Annotated in this window: 19 protein-coding genes, 3 tRNA genes, 3 rRNA genes, 1 other RNA gene and 1 riboswitch; of the genes, 23 read left to right on the top strand and 3 right to left on the bottom strand. The window is 46.2% G+C overall.

Annotated elements, in window-relative coordinates; all coding sequences use genetic code 11:
• Positions 1–25 precede the first annotated feature (25 nt).
• Positions 26–2,098, top strand: coding sequence for an NAD-dependent DNA ligase LigA (gene ligA, locus DYD54_RS00590; protein ID WP_063513328.1), 2,073 nt, complete (start codon positions 26–28; stop codon positions 2,096–2,098).
• Positions 2,099–2,186: 88 nt separating this feature from the next.
• Positions 2,187–3,089, top strand: a complete 903-nt coding sequence (locus tag DYD54_RS00595; protein WP_063513329.1) for a DMT family transporter — start codon at positions 2,187–2,189, stop codon at positions 3,087–3,089.
• Between the two features lie 64 nt (positions 3,090–3,153).
• On the opposite strand, the gene DYD54_RS00600 is transcribed toward DYD54_RS00595, so the two are convergent.
• Entirely contained in the window at positions 3,154–3,729 is a 576-nt protein-coding gene (locus tag DYD54_RS00600; RefSeq protein WP_063513330.1) for a hypothetical protein, read from the bottom strand.
• A gap of 25 nt (positions 3,730–3,754) precedes the next feature.
• Positions 3,755–4,222: an Lrp/AsnC family transcriptional regulator gene (locus tag DYD54_RS00605; RefSeq protein ID WP_063513331.1), complete on the bottom strand. Its 468-nt coding sequence runs from the start codon at positions 4,220–4,222 to the stop codon at positions 3,755–3,757.
• A 147-nt stretch (positions 4,223–4,369) separates the two neighbouring features.
• On the opposite strand from DYD54_RS00605, the gene DYD54_RS11325 reads away from it, so the two are divergent.
• From DYD54_RS11325 to DYD54_RS11330, 4 genes are read left to right on the top strand one after another with little or no spacing between them, the layout of a single operon-like run.
• The gene (locus DYD54_RS11325; protein WP_157079164.1) at positions 4,370–4,540 is read left to right on the top strand and encodes a hypothetical protein; all 171 of its coding nucleotides are present in this window, start codon (positions 4,370–4,372) and stop codon (positions 4,538–4,540) included.
• Positions 4,537–4,743, top strand: coding sequence for an EamA family transporter (locus DYD54_RS00610; protein ID WP_084260544.1), 207 nt, complete (start codon positions 4,537–4,539; stop codon positions 4,741–4,743). Before DYD54_RS11325 ends, DYD54_RS00610 begins: the two co-directional genes overlap by 4 nt.
• A 15-nt stretch (positions 4,744–4,758) precedes the next feature.
• A complete protein-coding gene (locus DYD54_RS00615) occupies positions 4,759–5,193 on the top strand; it encodes an EamA family transporter (RefSeq protein WP_084260545.1) in 435 nt (144 codons plus the stop codon).
• Complete coding sequence (locus DYD54_RS11330) at positions 5,177–5,356, top strand: hypothetical protein (protein WP_167541378.1); 180 nt, start codon at positions 5,177–5,179, stop codon at positions 5,354–5,356. The genes DYD54_RS00615 and DYD54_RS11330 overlap by 17 nt, the downstream gene beginning before the upstream one ends.
• Positions 5,357–5,404: 48 nt before the next feature.
• Here the strand turns inward: DYD54_RS11330 and smpB are convergent, their stop codons facing one another.
• Complete coding sequence (gene smpB, locus DYD54_RS00620; RefSeq protein WP_063513332.1) at positions 5,405–5,872, bottom strand: SsrA-binding protein SmpB; 468 nt, start codon at positions 5,870–5,872, stop codon at positions 5,405–5,407.
• Positions 5,873–6,049: 177 nt separating this feature from the next.
• Here smpB and nfsA point away from each other — a divergent pair, with 177 nt between their 5' ends.
• The 17 genes from nfsA to DYD54_RS11665 all read left to right on the top strand — a co-directional run bounded on the left by nfsA (position 6,050) and on the right by DYD54_RS11665 (position 18,989).
• Positions 6,050–6,832 carry an oxygen-insensitive NADPH nitroreductase gene (nfsA, locus tag DYD54_RS00625; protein WP_063513333.1) on the top strand — a complete coding sequence of 261 codons (783 nt, stop codon included), beginning with the start codon at positions 6,050–6,052 and terminating at the stop codon, positions 6,830–6,832.
• A gap of 82 nt (positions 6,833–6,914) precedes the next feature.
• Positions 6,915–7,010: riboswitch (TPP riboswitch) on the top strand.
• A gap of 31 nt (positions 7,011–7,041) precedes the next feature.
• The gene (locus DYD54_RS00630; RefSeq protein ID WP_063513334.1) at positions 7,042–7,755 is read left to right on the top strand and encodes an ABC transporter ATP-binding protein; all 714 of its coding nucleotides are present in this window, start codon (positions 7,042–7,044) and stop codon (positions 7,753–7,755) included.
• Positions 7,755–8,498, top strand: a complete 744-nt coding sequence (locus tag DYD54_RS00635) for an ABC transporter permease (RefSeq protein ID WP_063513335.1) — start codon at positions 7,755–7,757, stop codon at positions 8,496–8,498. Before DYD54_RS00630 ends, DYD54_RS00635 begins: the two co-directional genes overlap by 1 nt.
• Positions 8,499–8,528: 30 nt before the next feature.
• Positions 8,529–9,512 carry an ABC transporter substrate-binding protein gene (locus DYD54_RS00640; protein WP_084260546.1) on the top strand — a complete coding sequence of 328 codons (984 nt, stop codon included), beginning with the start codon at positions 8,529–8,531 and terminating at the stop codon, positions 9,510–9,512.
• A gap of 138 nt (positions 9,513–9,650) precedes the next feature.
• Positions 9,651–10,148, top strand: a complete 498-nt coding sequence (gene coaD / locus DYD54_RS00645) for a pantetheine-phosphate adenylyltransferase (RefSeq protein ID WP_063513336.1) — start codon at positions 9,651–9,653, stop codon at positions 10,146–10,148.
• A complete protein-coding gene (locus tag DYD54_RS00650; protein WP_046695903.1) occupies positions 10,149–10,394 on the top strand; it encodes a YfhL family 4Fe-4S dicluster ferredoxin in 246 nt (81 codons plus the stop codon).
• 68 nt (positions 10,395–10,462) lie between these two features.
• An RNA gene (gene rnpB, locus DYD54_RS00655) (RNase P RNA component class A) lies at positions 10,463–10,802 on the top strand.
• A 77-nt stretch (positions 10,803–10,879) separates the two neighbouring features.
• Positions 10,880–10,956: transfer RNA gene (locus tag DYD54_RS00660), tRNA-Met, on the top strand.
• A gap of 427 nt (positions 10,957–11,383) precedes the next feature.
• Positions 11,384–12,913, top strand: a 16S ribosomal RNA gene (locus tag DYD54_RS00665).
• A gap of 61 nt (positions 12,914–12,974) precedes the next feature.
• Positions 12,975–13,051: transfer RNA gene (locus DYD54_RS00670), tRNA-Ile, on the top strand.
• Positions 13,052–13,060: 9 nt separating this feature from the next.
• A tRNA-Ala gene (locus DYD54_RS00675) sits at positions 13,061–13,136 on the top strand.
• 233 nt (positions 13,137–13,369) lie between these two features.
• Positions 13,370–16,227: ribosomal RNA gene (locus tag DYD54_RS00680) — 23S ribosomal RNA — on the top strand.
• Between the two features lie 162 nt (positions 16,228–16,389).
• A 5S ribosomal RNA gene (gene rrf / locus DYD54_RS00685) occupies positions 16,390–16,503 on the top strand.
• Together the 16S, 23S and 5S rRNA genes with 3 tRNA genes alongside form the textbook arrangement of a ribosomal RNA operon.
• Before the next feature lie 914 nt (positions 16,504–17,417).
• Positions 17,418–17,615, top strand: a complete 198-nt coding sequence (locus tag DYD54_RS11650; RefSeq protein ID WP_228703568.1) for an ATP-binding cassette domain-containing protein — start codon at positions 17,418–17,420, stop codon at positions 17,613–17,615.
• Positions 17,616–17,661: 46 nt separating this feature from the next.
• Positions 17,662–18,090 carry an ABC transporter ATP-binding protein gene (locus tag DYD54_RS11655; RefSeq protein ID WP_228703569.1) on the top strand — a complete coding sequence of 143 codons (429 nt, stop codon included), beginning with the start codon at positions 17,662–17,664 and terminating at the stop codon, positions 18,088–18,090.
• Positions 18,068–18,484, top strand: coding sequence for a hypothetical protein (locus tag DYD54_RS11660; protein WP_063513337.1), 417 nt, complete (start codon positions 18,068–18,070; stop codon positions 18,482–18,484). The genes DYD54_RS11655 and DYD54_RS11660 overlap by 23 nt, the downstream gene beginning before the upstream one ends.
• Positions 18,399–18,989, top strand: coding sequence for a KpsE/RkpR family capsule polysaccharide export protein (locus tag DYD54_RS11665; protein WP_228703570.1), 591 nt, complete (start codon positions 18,399–18,401; stop codon positions 18,987–18,989). The genes DYD54_RS11660 and DYD54_RS11665 overlap by 86 nt, the downstream gene beginning before the upstream one ends.
• Positions 18,990–19,053 lie beyond the last annotated feature (64 nt).

The following is a 19,053-nucleotide window of genomic DNA, read 5'->3' on the forward strand; positions in this document are numbered from 1 at the left end:
TTTTATAGTTGTTTAGAAGTTAAAAATGACCGATTTATTTGATTTTACCCAAGAGGATTCAGCAGCCAACTCCAAAGATGATCACATCGTTGGCGAAATGCGTAATCTGATTCAAGCGCTAAAAAAACACAACCACGCCTATTATGTGCTTGATAACCCAACCATCGCTGATGATGAGTACGACAGTCTAAGATCTAAGTTGGTTCAGCTTGAGCAAGCGCATCCCAATTTAAAACAACCTGACAGCCCGACCGACAGCGTGGGCGGTGAGCCACTACCTGCCTTTAATCAAGTGGCGCATGATTTGGCGATGCTCTCCTTGGGAAATGTGTTCGATGAAGAAGAGCTATTAAGCTTCGTTCGCCGTATCAATGACCGCCTTGATGATAAAAATAAGCAGCCAGAATTTGAGATGGAGCTTAAGCTGGACGGTTTGGCAGTATCCTTAAAATACGTGAATGGCGTATTTACTCAAGCCATCACGCGTGGCGATGGTCGCTTGGGTGAGGATATTACGCATAATGTCAGAACCATCCGTAACTTACCGTTGGTGCTGCCAGAGTGTGTCGATATTGATTTATTGGAAGTGCGCGGCGAGGTGCTCATGCCAAAAGCGGGCTTTATGAAGTTAAATAAAGACAGTGAACTGCGTGGTGAGAAGACTTTTGCCAATCCTAGAAATGCCGCCGCGGGCAGTCTGCGCCAACTTAATCCTGCCATTGCAGCAGCACGACCTTTGGCATTTTTTGGGTATTCGGTGAATCAGGGTTTGCCAAGTCACATCACGACCCAAAGTGGTGCATTGGAATATCTGCGCACTTTGGGATTTGAGACTGCGCCTTTTGATACTGCAACCACCCCTAAGGGTGTGCAAGAATTCTATGATAATATCGCCAATACACGCGATCAGCTGCCCTTTGAGATTGATGGGGTGGTAATCAAGGTGAATTCGTTAGCGCTGCAGAATGATTTGGGGTTTTTGAGCCGCGAACCGAGGTGGGCGACGGCTTACAAATTTGCCGCCCAGAATGCCATCACGCGTCTTTTGACGGTAGAGTGGCAAGTGGGGCGTACAGGACAGCTGACCCCTGTGGGTAAATTGGAGCCTGTTAATGTCGGTGGGGTGACGGTCAGTAACGTGACGCTGCATAATTTTGGTGAGATTCAGCGGCTTGGCGTTATGGTTGGCGACATGGTGAGCATCCACCGTGCTGGTGATGTTATTCCGAAAGTCTCGGGAGTGATGATGGATCTGCGTGATGAGAATGTCAGCTCGATCACACTACCAGAGACTTGCCCTGTGTGTGATTCTCATGTGTCCTTGCCCGAAGGTGAGGCGCTGGCTCGCTGCACGGGCGGATTGTATTGCCCTGCTCAGTCTAAGGAGGCACTGATTCACTTTGTGTCGCGCCGCGCGATGGATATTGATGGCTTGGGTGGGCAATGGCTGATCAAGTTCTTTGAGATGAACCTGATCAAGACAGTTGCTGACATTTATACTCTAAAAGACCATCAGGAACATCTGACGACCTTGGAGGGTCTCGGTGAAAAATCTGTCGCTAACATGCTGTCCGCCATTGAAAAATCCAAAAACACAACCCTGCCAAGATTTATCTTTGCACTAGGTATTCGTGGGGTGGGTGAGACCACTGCGCAGAATTTGGCAGAGAGTTTTGAGAGTTTTGATGCATTAAGACAAGCAAGTGCCGAGCAGCTGCTTCATGTGCCAGACATTGGCGACATCACGGCGGTTAATATCATGGAGTTCTTCCAAAGTGAGCATAACAATGAAGTCATCGACGGCTTGATTAATGCTGGCATCCATTGGGATGCAGTGACAAAAAACACAGGCGATGCACCATTAGATGGGCAGACTTGGGTGGTGACTGGCACACTATCAGCGATGGGGCGAGATGAAGCTAAGGCGCATCTACAGGCATTGGGCGCAAAAGTCTCAGGATCAGTATCTGCCAAAACCAGCATGCTATTGGCAGGCGAAAAGGCAGGCTCCAAGCTTGATAAAGCGCAAAGCTTAGGCGTGCAAGTGATGGATGAGGCGGCATTTATGGCACTGTTGGTAGAGCATGGGCGAGCTTAATTGCCCTATGACAGCCTAATGATTGACTTTGCTTGCGCTCATGATAAACTACCAAAGCCAAAATTAAGTAATAGATTAAGGAATATCCATGACGATAAGTAACACACAGCCAAAGAGCAAGAGTGACTTGTTTTCCATGCTTGGGCTGTTGGTTGGTTGTATCTTATTCGGACTGGGTAGCTTGATCGTCGCACACATTGAGACGGTCGGTGCGTATGCCATGGCATTTTGGCGGTTGCTCATATCGACAGGGATTTTTTTGGTGCTTGCGAAGATTTTTGGTCAGCATTTCCCCACCAATAAAAAAGCCATTGGATTTGCGCTGATATCAGGGGCTGCACTTGGTTTTGATTTGGCGCTGTGGCATGAGAGTATTTATGCGGTCGGACCGGGTATTTCTACTTTATTAAACAGCTTGCAGATTTTCTTTTTGGCATTCATTGCGTTTTTGTGGTTTGGTGAGCGTCAGACCAAGATGCAGCTTTTGAGTCTTGTGATGGCATCGGTTGGAGTGGCACTCATCGCCAGCCCTGAGTTTGCGCACAATGATGCTGCGCTGTGGGGCTTTGTCTCTGGGATTGCCTCTGGAGCATTCTTGGCGATCTCCATGGCGTATATTCGGCGCACCCATGAAGTCGTTCGTGTGCCGATCTTGCCGATGATGACCATCGTGGGTGCAGGCGGTGCGCTGACGATGCTGCCGATGATGCTCTTGTGGAATTGGGGGCAGATCATGCCTACCACCATGAGTGAATGGGGCTGGGTGTTCGTGTACGGTGCGGTCATGCAGTGCATGGCGTGGGGGCTTATTGCTTATTCTATTCCTAAGCTTGCCTTGTCGCTGACAGGTCTGCTCTTGCTGTCAGAGCCTGTGGCGGCACTGCTGATTGATTATTTTTGGCTGCATAAGGCGATCAGTGGGCTGCAATGGGGCGGTGCGTTTTTGGTGATGTTTGCCATTTATCTAGGCTCATTAAAGGCAAAAAATTGATTAACATTTAGCTAAAATAAAAAAGGATTGAATGTCATGTTCAATCCTTTTTTATTTGGTTGTCTTATTTGGCAGGGCGAATCTCGATCGGCAATACCAGGCCTTCCCCAAACTTGTCCGCAAAGACGTATTCATGCTTGTCAGCGACGACATTATCCTTGGTGTGAATGATGAGCTTCATGTCTGCGCCATCGGTGAGTTCATGGCCTTTATAGCCGTCTTCTAACTGATCGAGAATCTTGCCCAGTGCTTCGGGTGCTGCCATGCTAACGACGATGCTGTGCTGGGCTTGTTGATCGCTGATGTTGTAGGCTTTGGCATAGTTTTGCACCGCTTGACTGCCAATGTCGATGGGGTATTGATAGCTATTGATGTCGGCCTTTTGGGTGTTGGTGTCGATGAGCTCCCAGTTGATCTGGATTTTACCATCGGCGGTGATGATTGGCTGAATCTCGGGACTGTCAATATCGACGCCATCAGCTTTTAGGGTGTCGGTAAGTGCTTCAATGCTGTGTGGGTTGTGCGATTCGATATTATCGGCAGTGTCTGCGCTGTCGCTGGATTGGGTAGGCTCAGCAGGCTTAGAGCAGCCGATGAGCAGGCAAGCAGACAGTGCAAGCGTTAGGATGGGGGATTTCATGAGTAACCTTTTAAAAAAATAATGCCTATTTTAGCGTAATTTTGATGCCAGATTTAATAAAATTCATCACAAATTGACTGTTAAAGTGATTGACGTTATTTTCGCTGGTCAATAGGCGGCGTGTAAAAGCGTGATAGTCTTGCATGTTTTGGCTATTCACCATCAGCACAAAGTCATAATCACCTGAGATCTCATAACACATCATCACCTGTGGCTCGGACGCCATAACCCGCTCAAACCGTTGCTGCATGGATACGCTCGACGTTGCCATCTTGATCATCACCAGCACCGTGAGCGTATAGCCGACCTTGGTGGGGTCGATGATGGCGACCTGCTTGGCGATGATTTGTTGATCGATGAGCGTGCTGATGCGTCGCTGTGCTGTAGCGATAGAGATACCCGCTCGTTCGGCGACGCTCTTTAGCGGGAGTGTCGCATCATCTTGTAGGAGATTTAGGATGATTTTATCGGTGTCATCAATTGCGTGTGTCATTAGGTTGCATGATTTAGTTAATTATGAGAAATTTTATCAAAATTACCTATTATATGCAAAATAAAACTAAATAATTAACTTTGTTCGTGCTTTATTCTCATGATTTTTATTTAAAATGTGTGAAAATTATTTGAATAGACAAATATCATGAATGCGAACATTTCTGTAACCAATTCTAGTGTACTTATCGCCCCACAAGACACCGCCAAAGCTCGGGCGCGCCGACAATTCATGTGGGGAATTACGCTTGTCGTGCTCGCTAACTTGTTATTTGGTGTGCTGTACTGTACACTTATGGCAAATGGCTGTCACCTTTGACCGGTACGAGCGTGTTCTTGTGGCGCATGACGATGATTTTGGGCTGTTTGTTGGTGTTTTTGGTGGTTGGTGGGCAATCAAAAACCATCATCAATGATCTAAAAGCCATCAAAGCTGTAAAGTCCTGGTTTTGGCTGTTGTTGCCAACACCGATTTTTGCCAGTCAGCTGTGGCTCTTTATGTGGGCGCCATTGAACGATTAAGGAGTGCAGACGGCGATGGGTTATTTTCTTTTTCCATTGACGATGGTGCTGCTCGGCTGTGTGTTATTCAAAGAAAAGCTTAGCAAGGTGCAGTGGATTACGGTTGCCTTGGCGGGTATGGGTATAGCAGCGGAGATCATGCGCACAGGCGAGCTTAGCTGGGCGACGTTTTGGGTGTGCGGCACTTATCCGATTTACTACATCATGCGCCGCATTCAGAAGGTGCGCGCCGTGACAGGTCTGTTCATCGATGCGCTCATCATTGCGCCCTTGTGCTTGATTTGGCTTGTCATGACTGACATGGATACGGTCAAGGTGGTGTTAACGGATGGTTGGCTACTCCTTAAAGTCGTGGGTCTTGGCGTGGTGAGTATCCTTGCGCTACAGTCGCATCTTGGAGGCGAATCGTCTACTGCCTGTCAGCCTGTTCGGCTTGATGGGATATATTGAGCATGCGCTGTTGTTCTTGCTTGCGGTGACAGTGCTTGGCGGAATATTTACGATGGACATGCTGGGCAGCTATGGGCTGATCTGGGCGGGAATTTTGTGCTTGGTGTTACAAGGCATCGTCTCGTATCGCAAGAATAAAGGTGAATCAGCATCAAGCCAATAAAATAAAAAGGTCAATATTACATTGACCTTTTTATTTTGACGATGGGAATTATCGCAAATCCGCCTTGAACCCGCGTTTTTTATCCATTTGCCAATCGCGTTCTTTTAGGGTGGCGCGCTTGTCGTGGAGTTTTTTACCTTTAGCTAGGGCGATTTCGCATTTGACGCGTGAAGATTTCCAGTAGCAAGATAATGCCACGACCGCATAGCCTTTTTGGTTGACCATGCCGAATAATTTGTCAATCTCACGGCGATTAAGAAGTAATTTGCGCGTGCGAATGTTGTCTGGATTGATGTGCGTTGAGCTGGTCAAAAGCGGTTGAATGTGCGCACCGAACAAGAAAGCTTCGCCATTTTTGAAAATGACGTAAGCGTCAGTGATCGCCATTTTGCCTGCGCGGATTGCTTTGACTTCCCAGCCCTCCAGGGCAAGACCAGCTTCAAAGGTCTCTTCGATAAAATATTCGTGGCGTGCTTTTTTGTTGGCGCAGATTTGATTGCTTGGTTTTTTTGCCATGAGTTGTTGTCCTATTTTTATATAATGCTTGGTATTATAACAAATTATGACAGCCGATAAAGTAGCGCATCTGTTAATTTGCCTAATTGGCAATTTTTGCGAAATCGATTTGCCTTTAAGGGCGATAATTGATACCATGAACATGATTTATCCATATTATCTACACAAGGAACAACCATGCTAAATAGCGCTCCTACCATTGAGACTTTATTGAACCACCGCTCTGTGCGTAAATACACAGGCGAACCGATCTCTAATGAGATGCTGCAGGCGATCTTGGAAGCGGGGCGTGCGGTATCGACGTCCAGCTTTTTGCAGGCGACGAGCATCATTCGTGTGGTTGATGGCGCTAAGCGTACCCAGCTGCGTCAGATCTCATGCAACATGAGCGAGGCGGATTATAATGAAGCGTTTGCCAATGGCGAGCGTTTGGGTCATGGCTATGTGGAGTCTTGTGCTGAGTATCTGATTTTTTGTATGGATGCTAAGCGCCATAACCAGCTGGCGGATGTGCAGACTGACTGGACAGAGGTGACGCTAATTGGTGCGATCGATGCCGCGCTCATGGCGCAAAACGTACTGGCTGCGGCCGAGAGTCTTGGCTTGGGCGGCGTATTTATCGGCTCTCTTCGTAATGATATCGAGCGAGCAGGCGAGATCTTAGGCTGCCCTAAACACGTCGTGCCATTATTCGGCCTGTGCTTAGGTCATCCCGATTGGGAGTCTAAGATTAACCAATCACAGCGCCCACGTCTGCCGCTAGACGTGCTTGTCTCTACCGACGCCTACCAAGAAGCTGATGAAGCCTCCCTAAATGCGTACAACGAACAAGTGCGTGAATATTACCAAGGGCGCAAGCTTGATCTAGACTGGCGTGCTCAAATCGCCCAAACCTTCGGCGGTGAAGTGCGTCCCTTCATGCTAGAATACCTACAAAAGCAAGGTTTTGCTAAGCGCTAACCTTTAGCATTCAAGCCTTTCGTTCCACATTGCAGGCGCGAAAGGCTTTACAATATTGACGCGAATACGTTATAATTTTTTGAATTTTTAGTCGGGGTGCTGTCCTTGTGATGGCTGAGATAACACCCGTGAACCTGATTCAGTTAATACTGTCGTAGGAAACTAAACCATGCCCACCCCATCATTTCTACTGTCATGCTAGAGGGCGTATGCACCACGTTAGCATAGACGGTCTGTCGCTAAGATTCGGCGAGCAGCAGATTTTTCATGATTTTAATTTTCAATTGCCCAAAGGTCGCTTTAGCAGTCTATTGGGTGGCTCGGGTGTGGGCAAATCCACCTTGCTGCGCATCATCGCAGGACTGGAGAAAGGCTATCAGGGAGAAGTTAGCTTCCTAGACGATGCCAATATCGCCTACATGGCTCAGCACGATGCGCTGTATCCTTGGCTAGCAATCATCGATAATGTACAGCTCTATGCGCACCTATCAGGTCGCAAATCCCCCAAGACACACGCCAAAGCACTGCAACTACTCACCCAAGTAAAGATGAGCGATCACACTCATAAAAAAGTCCACGAACTCTCAGGCGGCCAAAGACAGCGTGTTGCATTGGCGCGCACGCTCATGATGGATGCCGATCTAGTGCTGATGGATGAGCCGTTTTCTGCATTAGATGCCGTGACACGCCATGAATTACAGGCTTTGGCGTATGAATTGCTACAAGACAAAACCGTCCTACTTATCACTCACGATCCCCAAGAAGTTCTTCGACTTAGTGATGATATTTATGTCCTAAAACACCAGCCCGCCACCATATCCCTAAAAATCACGCCAGATGATAGACCCATTAGGGCACTCACTCATAGCGCATTTGGTGAGCTACATGCACGGCTCCTTGCCGAGCTTGGGGAGATTGTCTGATGCGATGGCTCAAGATACCTTTGATTACCTTGGTTTTGTTATTGATTTGGCAGGTGATCGTGTCGCTTGGTCAGTTACCGCACTACATTCTACCAAGTCCTTTGGCGGTCTATGAATCATTCTTAGTGCATCATGAGCTTATCTGGGAGCACGCCAGAATTACGCTGATTGAGATTTTGTTTGGGCTTGGCATTGGCGCGACCTTGGGTGTGGCATCAGCATTGATATTAAGTGCGTCGCGCAGATTGTCCTCGGTGCTGTTACCTATACTGATCATCTCGCAGGCGATTCCTGTATTTGCCATCGCGCCATTGCTTGTGCTTTGGTTTGGATATGGGATCGCCTCGAAGATTGTCATGACGGTGATGATTATTTATTTCCCTGTCACGGCAGCGTGTTTTGATGGGCTGCGCCAGACTCAGAATGCGTGGCTTGACATTGCTCGAACTTATCGCATTTCGCCCATGCAGATGCTATTAAAGGTTAAACTGCCCGCTGCGCTACCTGCCCTAGCATCAGGGCTTCGCATCGCCATCTCGATCGCACCAATTGGGGCGGTGGTTGGCGAATGGGTCGGCTCATCGCACGGTTTGGGTTATCTCATGTTGCATGCCAATGCCAGAATGCAGGTTGATTTGATGTTTGTGGCGTTATTTGTACTCGTCATTATCGCACTTAGTCTGTATTTTTTGGGCGATTATTTATTAAAACGCCTAATCCCTTGGGCACCCCATGTACGTTAATCACAGAACTAACCATAAAAAGGAGAATTTATGACTTTATCGAAATTTATCAAAGGTGCGCTTATCGCCACCGCTGCGCTGATTTTATCGGCTTGTGCACCAAAAGAACAAAATGCTAAAGACAGTGCGCAAGACGTTCAAAAGCTAACATTGCTACTAGATTGGTTCGTAAACCCGAATCACGCAGCCATCATCATCGCCAAGCAGCAAGGGTATTTTGACGAACAGGGGCTTGATGTTGAAATCACAGAACCCGCCGATCCATCCATGCCGCCAAAACTGGTCGCCTCAAACCAAGCAGATATCGCGGTTGATTATCAGCCGCAGCTACAACAAAGCATCGCCCAAGGCTTGCCACTTGTGCGCATTGGCACGGTGATTAATACGCCGCTGAACAGCTTAGTCATTCTAAAAGACAGCAACATCACCAAGTTAGAAGACCTAAAAGGCAAAAAAATCGGCTATTCGGTGAGTGGGTTTGAAGAGCTATTATTAAAGACCATGCTACAATCAGTCAATTTAACCGACAAAGACGTACAAATGGTGAATGTAAACTGGTCGCTTTCGCCTTCTTTGCTTAGCGGTCAGGCGGATGGCGTGATTGGTGCGTTTCGTAATTTTGAGCTTAATCAATTACACATCGAAAAACACGAAGGCGTGGCGTTCTATCCAGAGGATCATGGGGTGCCCGCCTATGATGAGCTGATTTTTGTGGCGAACAAGAACGCTATTCAAGACGAAAAATTGGTTAAATTCATGAATGCCATCACTCAGGCGACAGATTTTATCAAACAAAATCCTGATCAAGCATGGCAGTTATTCGTGGCTTATAAGCCAAAAGAGCTTGATAATAAACTGAACAAGCTGGCGTGGGCGGACACCTTGCCGCACCTGCCAAATAACCCAAAAGCGCTGGATGTTAACCGCTATCAAGCCATGGCGGATTTTATGTACGCCCAAAACCTAACCAAAAAACTACCCAATGTCAGCGAATACGCCATCGAACTGCCTTAAAGGTCATCAAAAACGCATCCAAAATGGGTGCGTTTTTTAATTTAAATCAGCAAGGCGATTCTAAAATCACAAACAGGTTTAAAAAATTAGCAAAATTTGATAGCATACTCAGTTATTTTAGCCAGATTTAAAAAGCCAATGACCTCACACACCCCAAAAAAAGCCCTATACCCTGGGACATTCGATCCCATTACCAATGGGCACATCGATCTTGTTAAGCGCACATTGAAACTGTTTGATGAAGTGATCATTGCCGTTGCTTTCGCCCATCACAAGAAGCCACTGTTTAGCTTCGATGAGCGTGTGGCGATGGTGGAATCGGTGTTTAAAGATGATCCACGTGTGGTGGTGGTTGGCTTTGAAGGGCTTTTGGTGGATTTTGCCATAGAGCAAAACACCCAAGCGGTCATTCGTGGTCTGCGCGCGGTGTCGGATTTTGAATATGAATTTGGTCTTGCCAACATGAATCGTAGTTTGGATGAGAATTTTGAGGCGGTATTTTTGACGCCATCTCAAGAATATTCCTTTGTGTCATCTACATTGGTGCGTGAAGTAGCACGACTTGGTGGCGATGTCTCAAAATTCGTTCCGCCTTGTGTGCTGACAGGCTTTGCCAACAAGTTTGCGGTGAACTAAATGGCGTTAATCATTACCGAAGAATGCATCAACTGCGATGTCTGCGAACCTGTCTGCCCTAATGAAGCTATCAGTGCTGGCGATGACATCTATGTGATCGACCCGAATTTATGCACAGAATGCGTGGGTCATTATGATACGCCGCAGTGTGTAGATATCTGTCCTGTAGATTGTATTCCAAAAGACCCAAATCATGCCGAGAGCGAAGAAGAGCTTTTGGCGAAATTTCATCGAATTACTGGATAATACGGATAATTTATAAAGCAATCAAAGATTGTGTCTTAAGCCAAGAAAATTATGATATACTAGCCATCTTGGCAGACCAGACAATCGCCGTCCAAACTTTGGAGGGAGGAAAGTCCGGGCTACATAGGGCGACGTGCTAGCTAACGGCTAGGGGGCGAAAGCCTACGACCAGTGCAACAGAGAGCAGACCGCCTATTATATAGGTAAGGGTGAAAGGGTGGGGTAAGAGCCCACCGCATGACTGGCAACAGTTCATGGCATGGTAAACTCCACGTGTAGCAAGACCAAATAGGTGTCCAACGAGTTGCCCGCTTGGGACACGGGTAGGTTGCTTGAGCGTATCAGTGATGATGCGCCTAGATGAATGATTGTCCACGACAGAACCCGGCTTATCGGTTTGCCATAATATTTTAAAAAATTGCAAAATTATTGAAAAATGTCATTGACAGCAGATGAATTCATCTGTATAATTCGCACCCTGTAACGGCGATGTAGCTCAGCTGGTTAGAGCGCACGACTCATAATCGTGAGGTCAAGAGTTCAAGTCTCTTCATCGCCACCAATTATAAAATAATTTGAAAAAAGTTCTTGACTTCTATTCAAAATATAGTATAATTGAATTTCAGCTAACAAAAAAACAACTTTAAAAATTATCAACTAAAAATAAATTTTAAAAGTTGCTTGACACAACAAAATAATGTGATAAAATGGTTAGCCTTGATTAATGATGCAGACGATGTATCATACACTATTTAAAATCCAAACTAAAGAACAACTTGTGTGGATTTTTGTCAATACAAGATAATTCAATAAATAATATATAAATATTCATTTATTAGTTATTAAGACAAAAATACTCAAAGTTAATTCATTTACACGATGAGCTGATACTTTAATTAGTATCAAATTTTGCTAGTAATATAATAAATGAGCCAAGTCCTAACTTATCTTAGTTTACTAAGATACTTAATAGGCATCTTAAAAAGATTAAACTGAAGAGTTTGATCATGGCTCAGATTGAACGCTGGCGGCAGGCTTAACACATGCAAGTCGAACGATGAGTATCCAGCTTGCTGGATATGATTAGTGGCGAACGGGTGAGTAATGCTTAGGAATCTGCCTAGTAGTGGGGGATAACCATCCGAAAGGATGGCTAATACCGCATACGACCTACGGGTGAAAGGGGGCGTAAGCTCTCGCTATTAGATGAGCCTAAGTCGGATTAGCTGGTTGGTGGGGTAAAGGCCTACCAAGGCGACGATCTGTAGCTGGTCTGAGAGGATGATCAGCCACACTGGGACTGAGACACGGCCCAGACTCCTACGGGAGGCAGCAGTGGGGAATATTGGACAATGGGCGAAAGCCTGATCCAGCCATGCCGCGTGTGTGAAGAAGGCCTTTTGGTTGTAAAGCACTTTAAGTGGGGAGGAAAAGCTTGTGGTTAATACCCACAAGCCCTGACGTTACCCACAGAATAAGCACCGGCTAACTCTGTGCCAGCAGCCGCGGTAATACAGAGGGTGCGAGCGTTAATCGGAATTACTGGGCGTAAAGCGCGCGTAGGTGGTTGTTTAAGTCAGATGTGAAATCCCTGGGCTTAACCTAGGAACTGCATCTGATACTGGACAACTAGAGTAGGTGAGAGGGAAGTAGAATTCCAGGTGTAGCGGTGAAATGCGTAGAGATCTGGAGGAATACCGATGGCGAAGGCAGCTTCCTGGCATCATACTGACACTGAGGTGCGAAAGCGTGGGTAGCAAACAGGATTAGATACCCTGGTAGTCCACGCCGTAAACGATGTCTACCAGTCGTTGGGTCTTTTAAAGACTTAGTGACGCAGTTAACGCAATAAGTAGACCGCCTGGGGAGTACGGCCGCAAGGTTAAAACTCAAATGAATTGACGGGGGCCCGCACAAGCGGTGGAGCATGTGGTTTAATTCGATGCAACGCGAAGAACCTTACCTGGTCTTGACATATCTAGAATCCTGCAGAGATGCGGGAGTGCCTTCGGGAATTAGAATACAGGTGCTGCATGGCTGTCGTCAGCTCGTGTCGTGAGATGTTGGGTTAAGTCCCGCAACGAGCGCAACCCTTTTCCTTAGTTACCAGCGACTCGGTCGGGAACTCTAAGGATACTGCCAGTGACAAACTGGAGGAAGGCGGGGACGACGTCAAGTCATCATGGCCCTTACGACCAGGGCTACACACGTGCTACAATGGTTGGTACAAAGGGTTGCTACACAGCGATGTGATGCCAATCTCAAAAAGCCAATCGTAGTCCGGATTAGAGTCTGCAACTCGACTCTATGAAGTCGGAATCGCTAGTAATCGCAGATCAGAATGCTGCGGTGAATACGTTCCCGGGCCTTGTACACACCGCCCGTCACACCATGGGAGTTGATCTCACCAGAAGTGGGTAGCCTAACGCAAGAGGGCGCTCACCACGGTGGGGTCGATGACTGGGGTGAAGTCGTAACAAGGTAGCCGTAGGGGAACCTGCGGCTGGATCACCTCCTTAACGATATTATCTGATTGGCAAGAATTCACAACAAGTTGTTCTTTAGTAAGATGTTTAAAACGGGTCTATAGCTCAGTTGGTTAGAGCACCGTGTTGATAACGCGGGGGTCATAAGTTCAAGTCTTATTAGACCCACCATTAACAAATGGGGTTATAGCTCAGTTGGTAGAGCGCCTGCCTTGCACGCAGGAGGTCAGGAGTTCGACTCTCCTTAACTCCACCATTATTAAACATCAAAAGCATACATAAGCAATTTAAATAAGATTTCTTATTTATGCTTTAACTTTATAAACTGACGAAGTTTATATCACTATTTAACAACGTATATATGAGTCTGGGTTAATTATTTATTTCCAACAAAATAATTAACCAAAGTAAAGAGAACTGAATCAAGCGTAAACATAGGTAAATCGTTACACATTACCCTTATGACACCAAGACTACTTGGGGTTGTATGGTCAAGTAATGAAGTGCACATGGTGGATGCCTTGGCAGTCAGAGGCGATGAAAGACGTGATAGCCTGCGATAAGCGTCGGTGAGGTGGCAATATCCTGTGACCCGGCGATTTCTGAATGGGGAAACCCAGCCAACATAAGTTGGCTATCCTAACCTTTGGTTAGGAGGCAAACCGGGAGAAGTGAAACATCTCAGTACCCCGAGGAAAAGACATCAATAGAGATTCCCCAAGTAGCGGCGAGCGAACGGGGAGTAGCCGATCAAACTTGTAGTAGCAAAATGGCGTGGGAAAGCCAACCATAGTAGGTGATAGTCCTGTATGCGAAACTGCAAATGCGACACATTAAGTAGGGCGAGACACGTGAAATCTTGTCTGAAGATGGGGGGACCATCCTCCAAGGCTAAATACTCCTGACTGACCGATAGTGAACCAGTACCGTGAGGGAAAGGCGAAAAGAACCCCTGTTAGGGGAGTGAAATAGAACCTGAAACCGTGTGCATACAAGCAGTCGGAGCCCACTTGTTGGGTGACGGCGTACCTTTTGTATAATGGGTCAGCGACTTATATTCTGTAGCAAGGTTAACCGTTTAGGGGAGCCGTAGGGAAACCGAGTCTTAATAGGGCGTCTTAGTTGCAGGGTATAGACCCGAAACCGAGTGATCTATCCATGAGCAGGTTGAAAGTGCCGTAACAGGCACCGGAGGACCGAACCCACTGTCGTTGAAAAGCCAGGGGATGACTTGTGGATAGGGGTGAAAGGCTAATCAAACTCGGTGATAGCTGGTTCTCCCCGAAAGCTATTTAGGTAGCGCCTCGGACGAATACCATTGGGGGTAGAGCACTGTTTCGGCTAGGGGGTCATCCCGACTTACCAAACCGATGCAAACTCCGAATACCGATGAGTACTATCCGGGAGACAGACGGCGGGTGCTAACGTCCGTCGTCAAGAGGGAAACAACCCAGACCGCCAGCTAAGGCCCCAAATTCCTAGTTAAGTGGGAAACGATGTGGGAAGGCACAGACAGCTAGGATGTTGGCTTAGAAGCAGCCATCATTTAAAGAAAGCGTAATAGCTCACTAGTCGAGTCGACCTGCGCGGAAGATGTAACGGGGCTCAAACTAGGAGCCGAAGCTGCGGATTTAATTGTTTCAATTAAGTGGTAGGGGAGCGTTGTGTAAGCCTGTGAAGGTGTATCGTAAGGTATGCTGGAGGTATCACAAGAGCGAATGCTGACGTGAGTAACGACAAAACGGGTGAAAAGCCCGTTCGCCGAAAGACCAAGGGTTCCAGTCCAACGTTAATCGGGGCTGGGTGAGTCGACCCCTAAGGCGAGGCCGAAAGGCGTAGTCGATGGGAAATTGGTTAATATTCCAATACTTGTTTATGATGCGATGGAGGGACGGAGAAGGTTATGTCAGCCTGGCGTTGGTTGTCCAGGTGAAAGGATGTAGGTAGGCTTGGTAGGCAAATCCGCCAAGCTATTACTGAGATCTGATAGCAAGCCAGCTTGCTGGCGAAGTGGCAAATACCCTGCTTCCAGGAAAAGCTTCTAAGCGATAGTCATAAACAAATCGTACCCGAAACCGACACAGGTGGTCAGGTAGAGAATACTAAGGCGCTTGAGAGAACTCTGCTGAAGGAACTAGGCAAAATGGTACCGTAACTTCGGGAGAAGGTACGCTGCCGACGGTAATTAAACTTGCTTTATGAGCTGTTGGCAGTCGCAGATACCAGGCTGCTGCAACTGTTTATTAAAAACACAGCACTCTGCAAACACGAAAGTGGACGTATAGGGTGTGATGCCTGCCCGGTGCTGGAAGGTTAATTGATGGGGTTAGCGTATGCGAAGCTCTTGATCGAAGCCCCAGTAAACGGCGGCCGTAACTATAACGGTCCTAAGGTAGCGAAATTCCTTGTCGGGTAAGTTCCGACCTGCACGAATGGCATAATGATGGCAGCGCTGTCTCCAGCAGAGACTCAGTGAAATCGAAATCGCAGTGAAGATGCTGTGTACCCGCGGCTAGACGGAAAGACCCCGTGAACCTTTACTACAGCTTTACATTGAACTTTGACCTAACTTGTGTAGGATAGGTGGGAGGCTTTGAAGTGTGAACGCCAGTTTGCATGGAGCCATCCTTGAAATACCACCCTGGTTATGTTGGGGTTCTAACTTAGATACAACAATATCAAGGACAATGTATGGTGGGTAGTTTGACTGGGGCGGTCTCCTCCTAAAGAGTAACGGAGGAGTACGAAGGTGCGCTCAGAACGGTCGGAAATCGTTCAAAGAGTATAAAGGCAAAAGCGCGCTTAACTGCGAGACCCACAAGTCGAGCAGGTACGAAAGTAGGTCTTAGTGATCCGGTGGTTCTGTATGGAAGGGCCATCGCTCAACGGATAAAAGGTACTCTGGGGATAACAGGCTGATACCGCCCAAGAGTTCATATCGACGGCGGTGTTTGGCACCTCGATGTCGGCTCATCTCATCCTGGGGCTGAAGCAGGTCCCAAGGGTATGGCTGTTCGCCATTTAAAGAGGTACGCGAGCTGGGTTTAGAACGTCGTGAGACAGTTCGGTCCCTATCTACCGTGGGCGTTGGAAATTTGAGAGGATCTGCTCCTAGTACGAGAGGACCAGAGTGGACGAACCTCTGGTGTTCCGGTTGTTTCGCCAGAAGCATTGCCGGGTAGCTATGTTCGGATGGGATAACCGCTGAAAGCATCTAAGCGGGAAGCCCACCTCAAGATAAGATTTCCCCAAAGAGCCGTTGTAGACGACGACGTTGATAGGTTGGGTGTGGAAGCATGGTGACATGTGTAGCTAACCAATACTAATTGCTCGTTTGGCTTGACCATACAACACCCAAGTGGTTTAGTATGAGATAAGTGTAAAGATTTTACCTAACAAGCTTGAATCAATCTTGAATAACTTAACTTAAAAAGTTAAAACTTTAAAAATTAAAATTTAAAGTAAAAAATAAAACAACAGACTCATAAATAGCGTTGTTATCCTTTTACGCTGACGACAATAGCAAGATGGAACCACCTGATCCCTTCCCGAACTCAGAAGTGAAACGTCTTAGCGCCGATGGTAGTGTGGTTCGCCCATGTGAGAGTAGGTCATCGTCAGCATCTTATTTGAAGCCACCCCCGTCATTAATGGGGGTGGTTTTTTATTGGTGGTTTTGTTAGTAGTTTTTAACTTTGTCGTATACTAAAATATTTGGCTGATTTTATTGAATAAATTGTTTTATGGCAGTTCAATTACCACCTTATCGCCCCGTAAAGAAGCGAAGTGGATTAGCAGTCATGATTGCTGCTTTTCATGCTTTGCTTATGCCCGAATCACAGACCCGCTTTGGTAGCTATCGTTTGGATTATCTTTGGGCGCCTTTAGAGGTGATTTTGCGGATGGCCATTATGAGTCATCTTTGGTACAATCATGAAGCGTGCGCTGCCAGGCATGGATTATATGCTGTTTTTGGTGGCCGGATTTACATCTTTCTTTATGATGCAAAGAATTGCCACACGCTGACTAGGTGCAGTATCAGCCAATGCAGGGCTATTAATGTATCGTGCAGTGCGCCATATTGATGTAATCATTGCACGATCTGTGCTTGAGCTTATTATATATTTTGTCACCTTTGTAATACTGATTTTGGTATTACATTTAGTGTTGCACACTTGGATGTTGTGCTTTTTTGTTGGCTCATGATGTTTTTCTTTGCTTTTGGTTTGGCAATGATTTTGATGATTGTGGGACATTATGATGGCGAATTGAGTAAGGTGATTAGTATTGTGTTTACCATATTGTACTTCATTTCTGGGGTCCTTTATTCGGCACACATGATACCTGAGCCTTATTTGTCGTATCTTATGTACAATCCTTTTATTCACAACCTTGATTCGTCATGCTTTATCGCCAACTTACCCGATTTATCATGTGAGCATGAGCTATTTTATCAAATGGACAATTTGTATGAATTTTTTAGGCTTGCTTTTGTATAAAGCATTTGAAAGAGATCTAATTCGCACGAAGTGATATTATGATTGAGATTAAAAACATCACCAAATCTTTTAAGACGCCACATGGTAGGCATTATCTATTCCAAGATTTGAATTTAACCATTGGGGACAAGCAGTCTGTAGGATTGCTTGGCAGAAATGGCGCAGACAAATCCACGCTGCTGCGCATCATTTGTGGGCTGAATGAGCCAGACTCTGGAGAGGTGCTGACCAAATAGTACCATTTCATGGCCTGTCGGTGTTGCAGGCGGCTTTCAGGGCAGCTTGACAGGTCGTCAAAATGTTCGCTTTGTCTGCTGTCTTTATTCAAGTGGTGATTATATTGACGAAAAGATCCGCTTTGTGGAAGAGTTTGCCGACGTTGGTAAGTATTTTGACATGCCTGTCAAAAGCTATTCTTCGGGCATGAGAGCGCGATTGACCTTTGGTCTTTCCTTGGCGTTTGATTTTGATTATTATATGCTTGATGAAGTCGGTGCTCTAGGCGATGCAGCATTTCGCAAAAGAAGTGAGGAGATTCTACAAGCGCGACGCGAGCAAGCTGGATTTTTGGTTGTTTCGCATAACCTAGGCGATATTGAGCGTAATTGCGATGTTGGTATTGTGCTGATGGATCAGATGGCACGAGTTTTTCATAATGTGAAAGAAGCAATTGAGGTATATAAAGAACATGTCCACCAAACTAAAAAATAAACGCATCAGTCAGCTGTTATTTGTTGGCGTTGTGATTATACCTTGGATTGCAATCATTGCCTACGTTTTGCTTTTGGCAAATCCTAGGTATGTTAGCACATCCAATGTGGTGATTAAGCAGGTCAGCGAGCAGGCAATGTCTGCTTCTGGCATCTCTGCGCTACTGTGTGTGAATAACACCAGTCGGGATAATGCATTGTATTTGACCAAGTACATTCTGTCAGACGACATGATTGATAAATTGGATAAGAAATTTGAGTTTCGTAAAAATTATCATTTAACCGGTTCTGACTTCATTTTCCAAAAAAGTGGCAAAAGAACAATTGGCTTTTGCGACCACGCAAGTTCAAGAAGCCGAAGCGCGTCTGAACGACACCAAAAAAGCCATGCTTGATTATCAAAATGCCAATGAGATCTTTGATCCTCAAACCAACGCACAAATTGTCAATCAAGTCATTGCAACCTCACAAGCCCAACTAAGTAGCCTTAGAACCGAAGAGCGTCAGCTGCTTAGCTACCTAAATCCAGAAGCGCCTCAAATTGTTAGTCTGCGTAGCCAAATTACTTCGGTAGAGAAGCAAATTTGTGATGAGCAAGGCAAGCTAACCTCGCCAAATGACAGTAAACTTAACGAGCAAACCGCTCAATTTGAAAGCATCAAGTCCGATGTTGAATTTGCAGGAGAGCTTTATAAATTGGTATTAACCTCGCTTGAGAGTTCGCGCATTGAGGCGATTCGCAAGATGAAGAATCTTATTGTGATTTCATCGCCGCATCTGGCAGAAGAAGCGCTGTATCCGCGCAAGTCTTATGTGATTGAAACATCATTGGCGTTGCTGCTGATCTTGTACGGTTTTATTGTGTTGGTGCTGTCAGTCATTCGCAATCATGCGAAATAAGTTGGCGAATAATGTAAGAATGGTTATGAAATTTTCCAAAACAAGCCTTGGTTTGGCAGTATCG

The organism is Moraxella ovis (assembly GCF_900453105.1).
GTDB lineage: Bacteria > Pseudomonadota > Gammaproteobacteria > Pseudomonadales > Moraxellaceae > Moraxella > Moraxella ovis.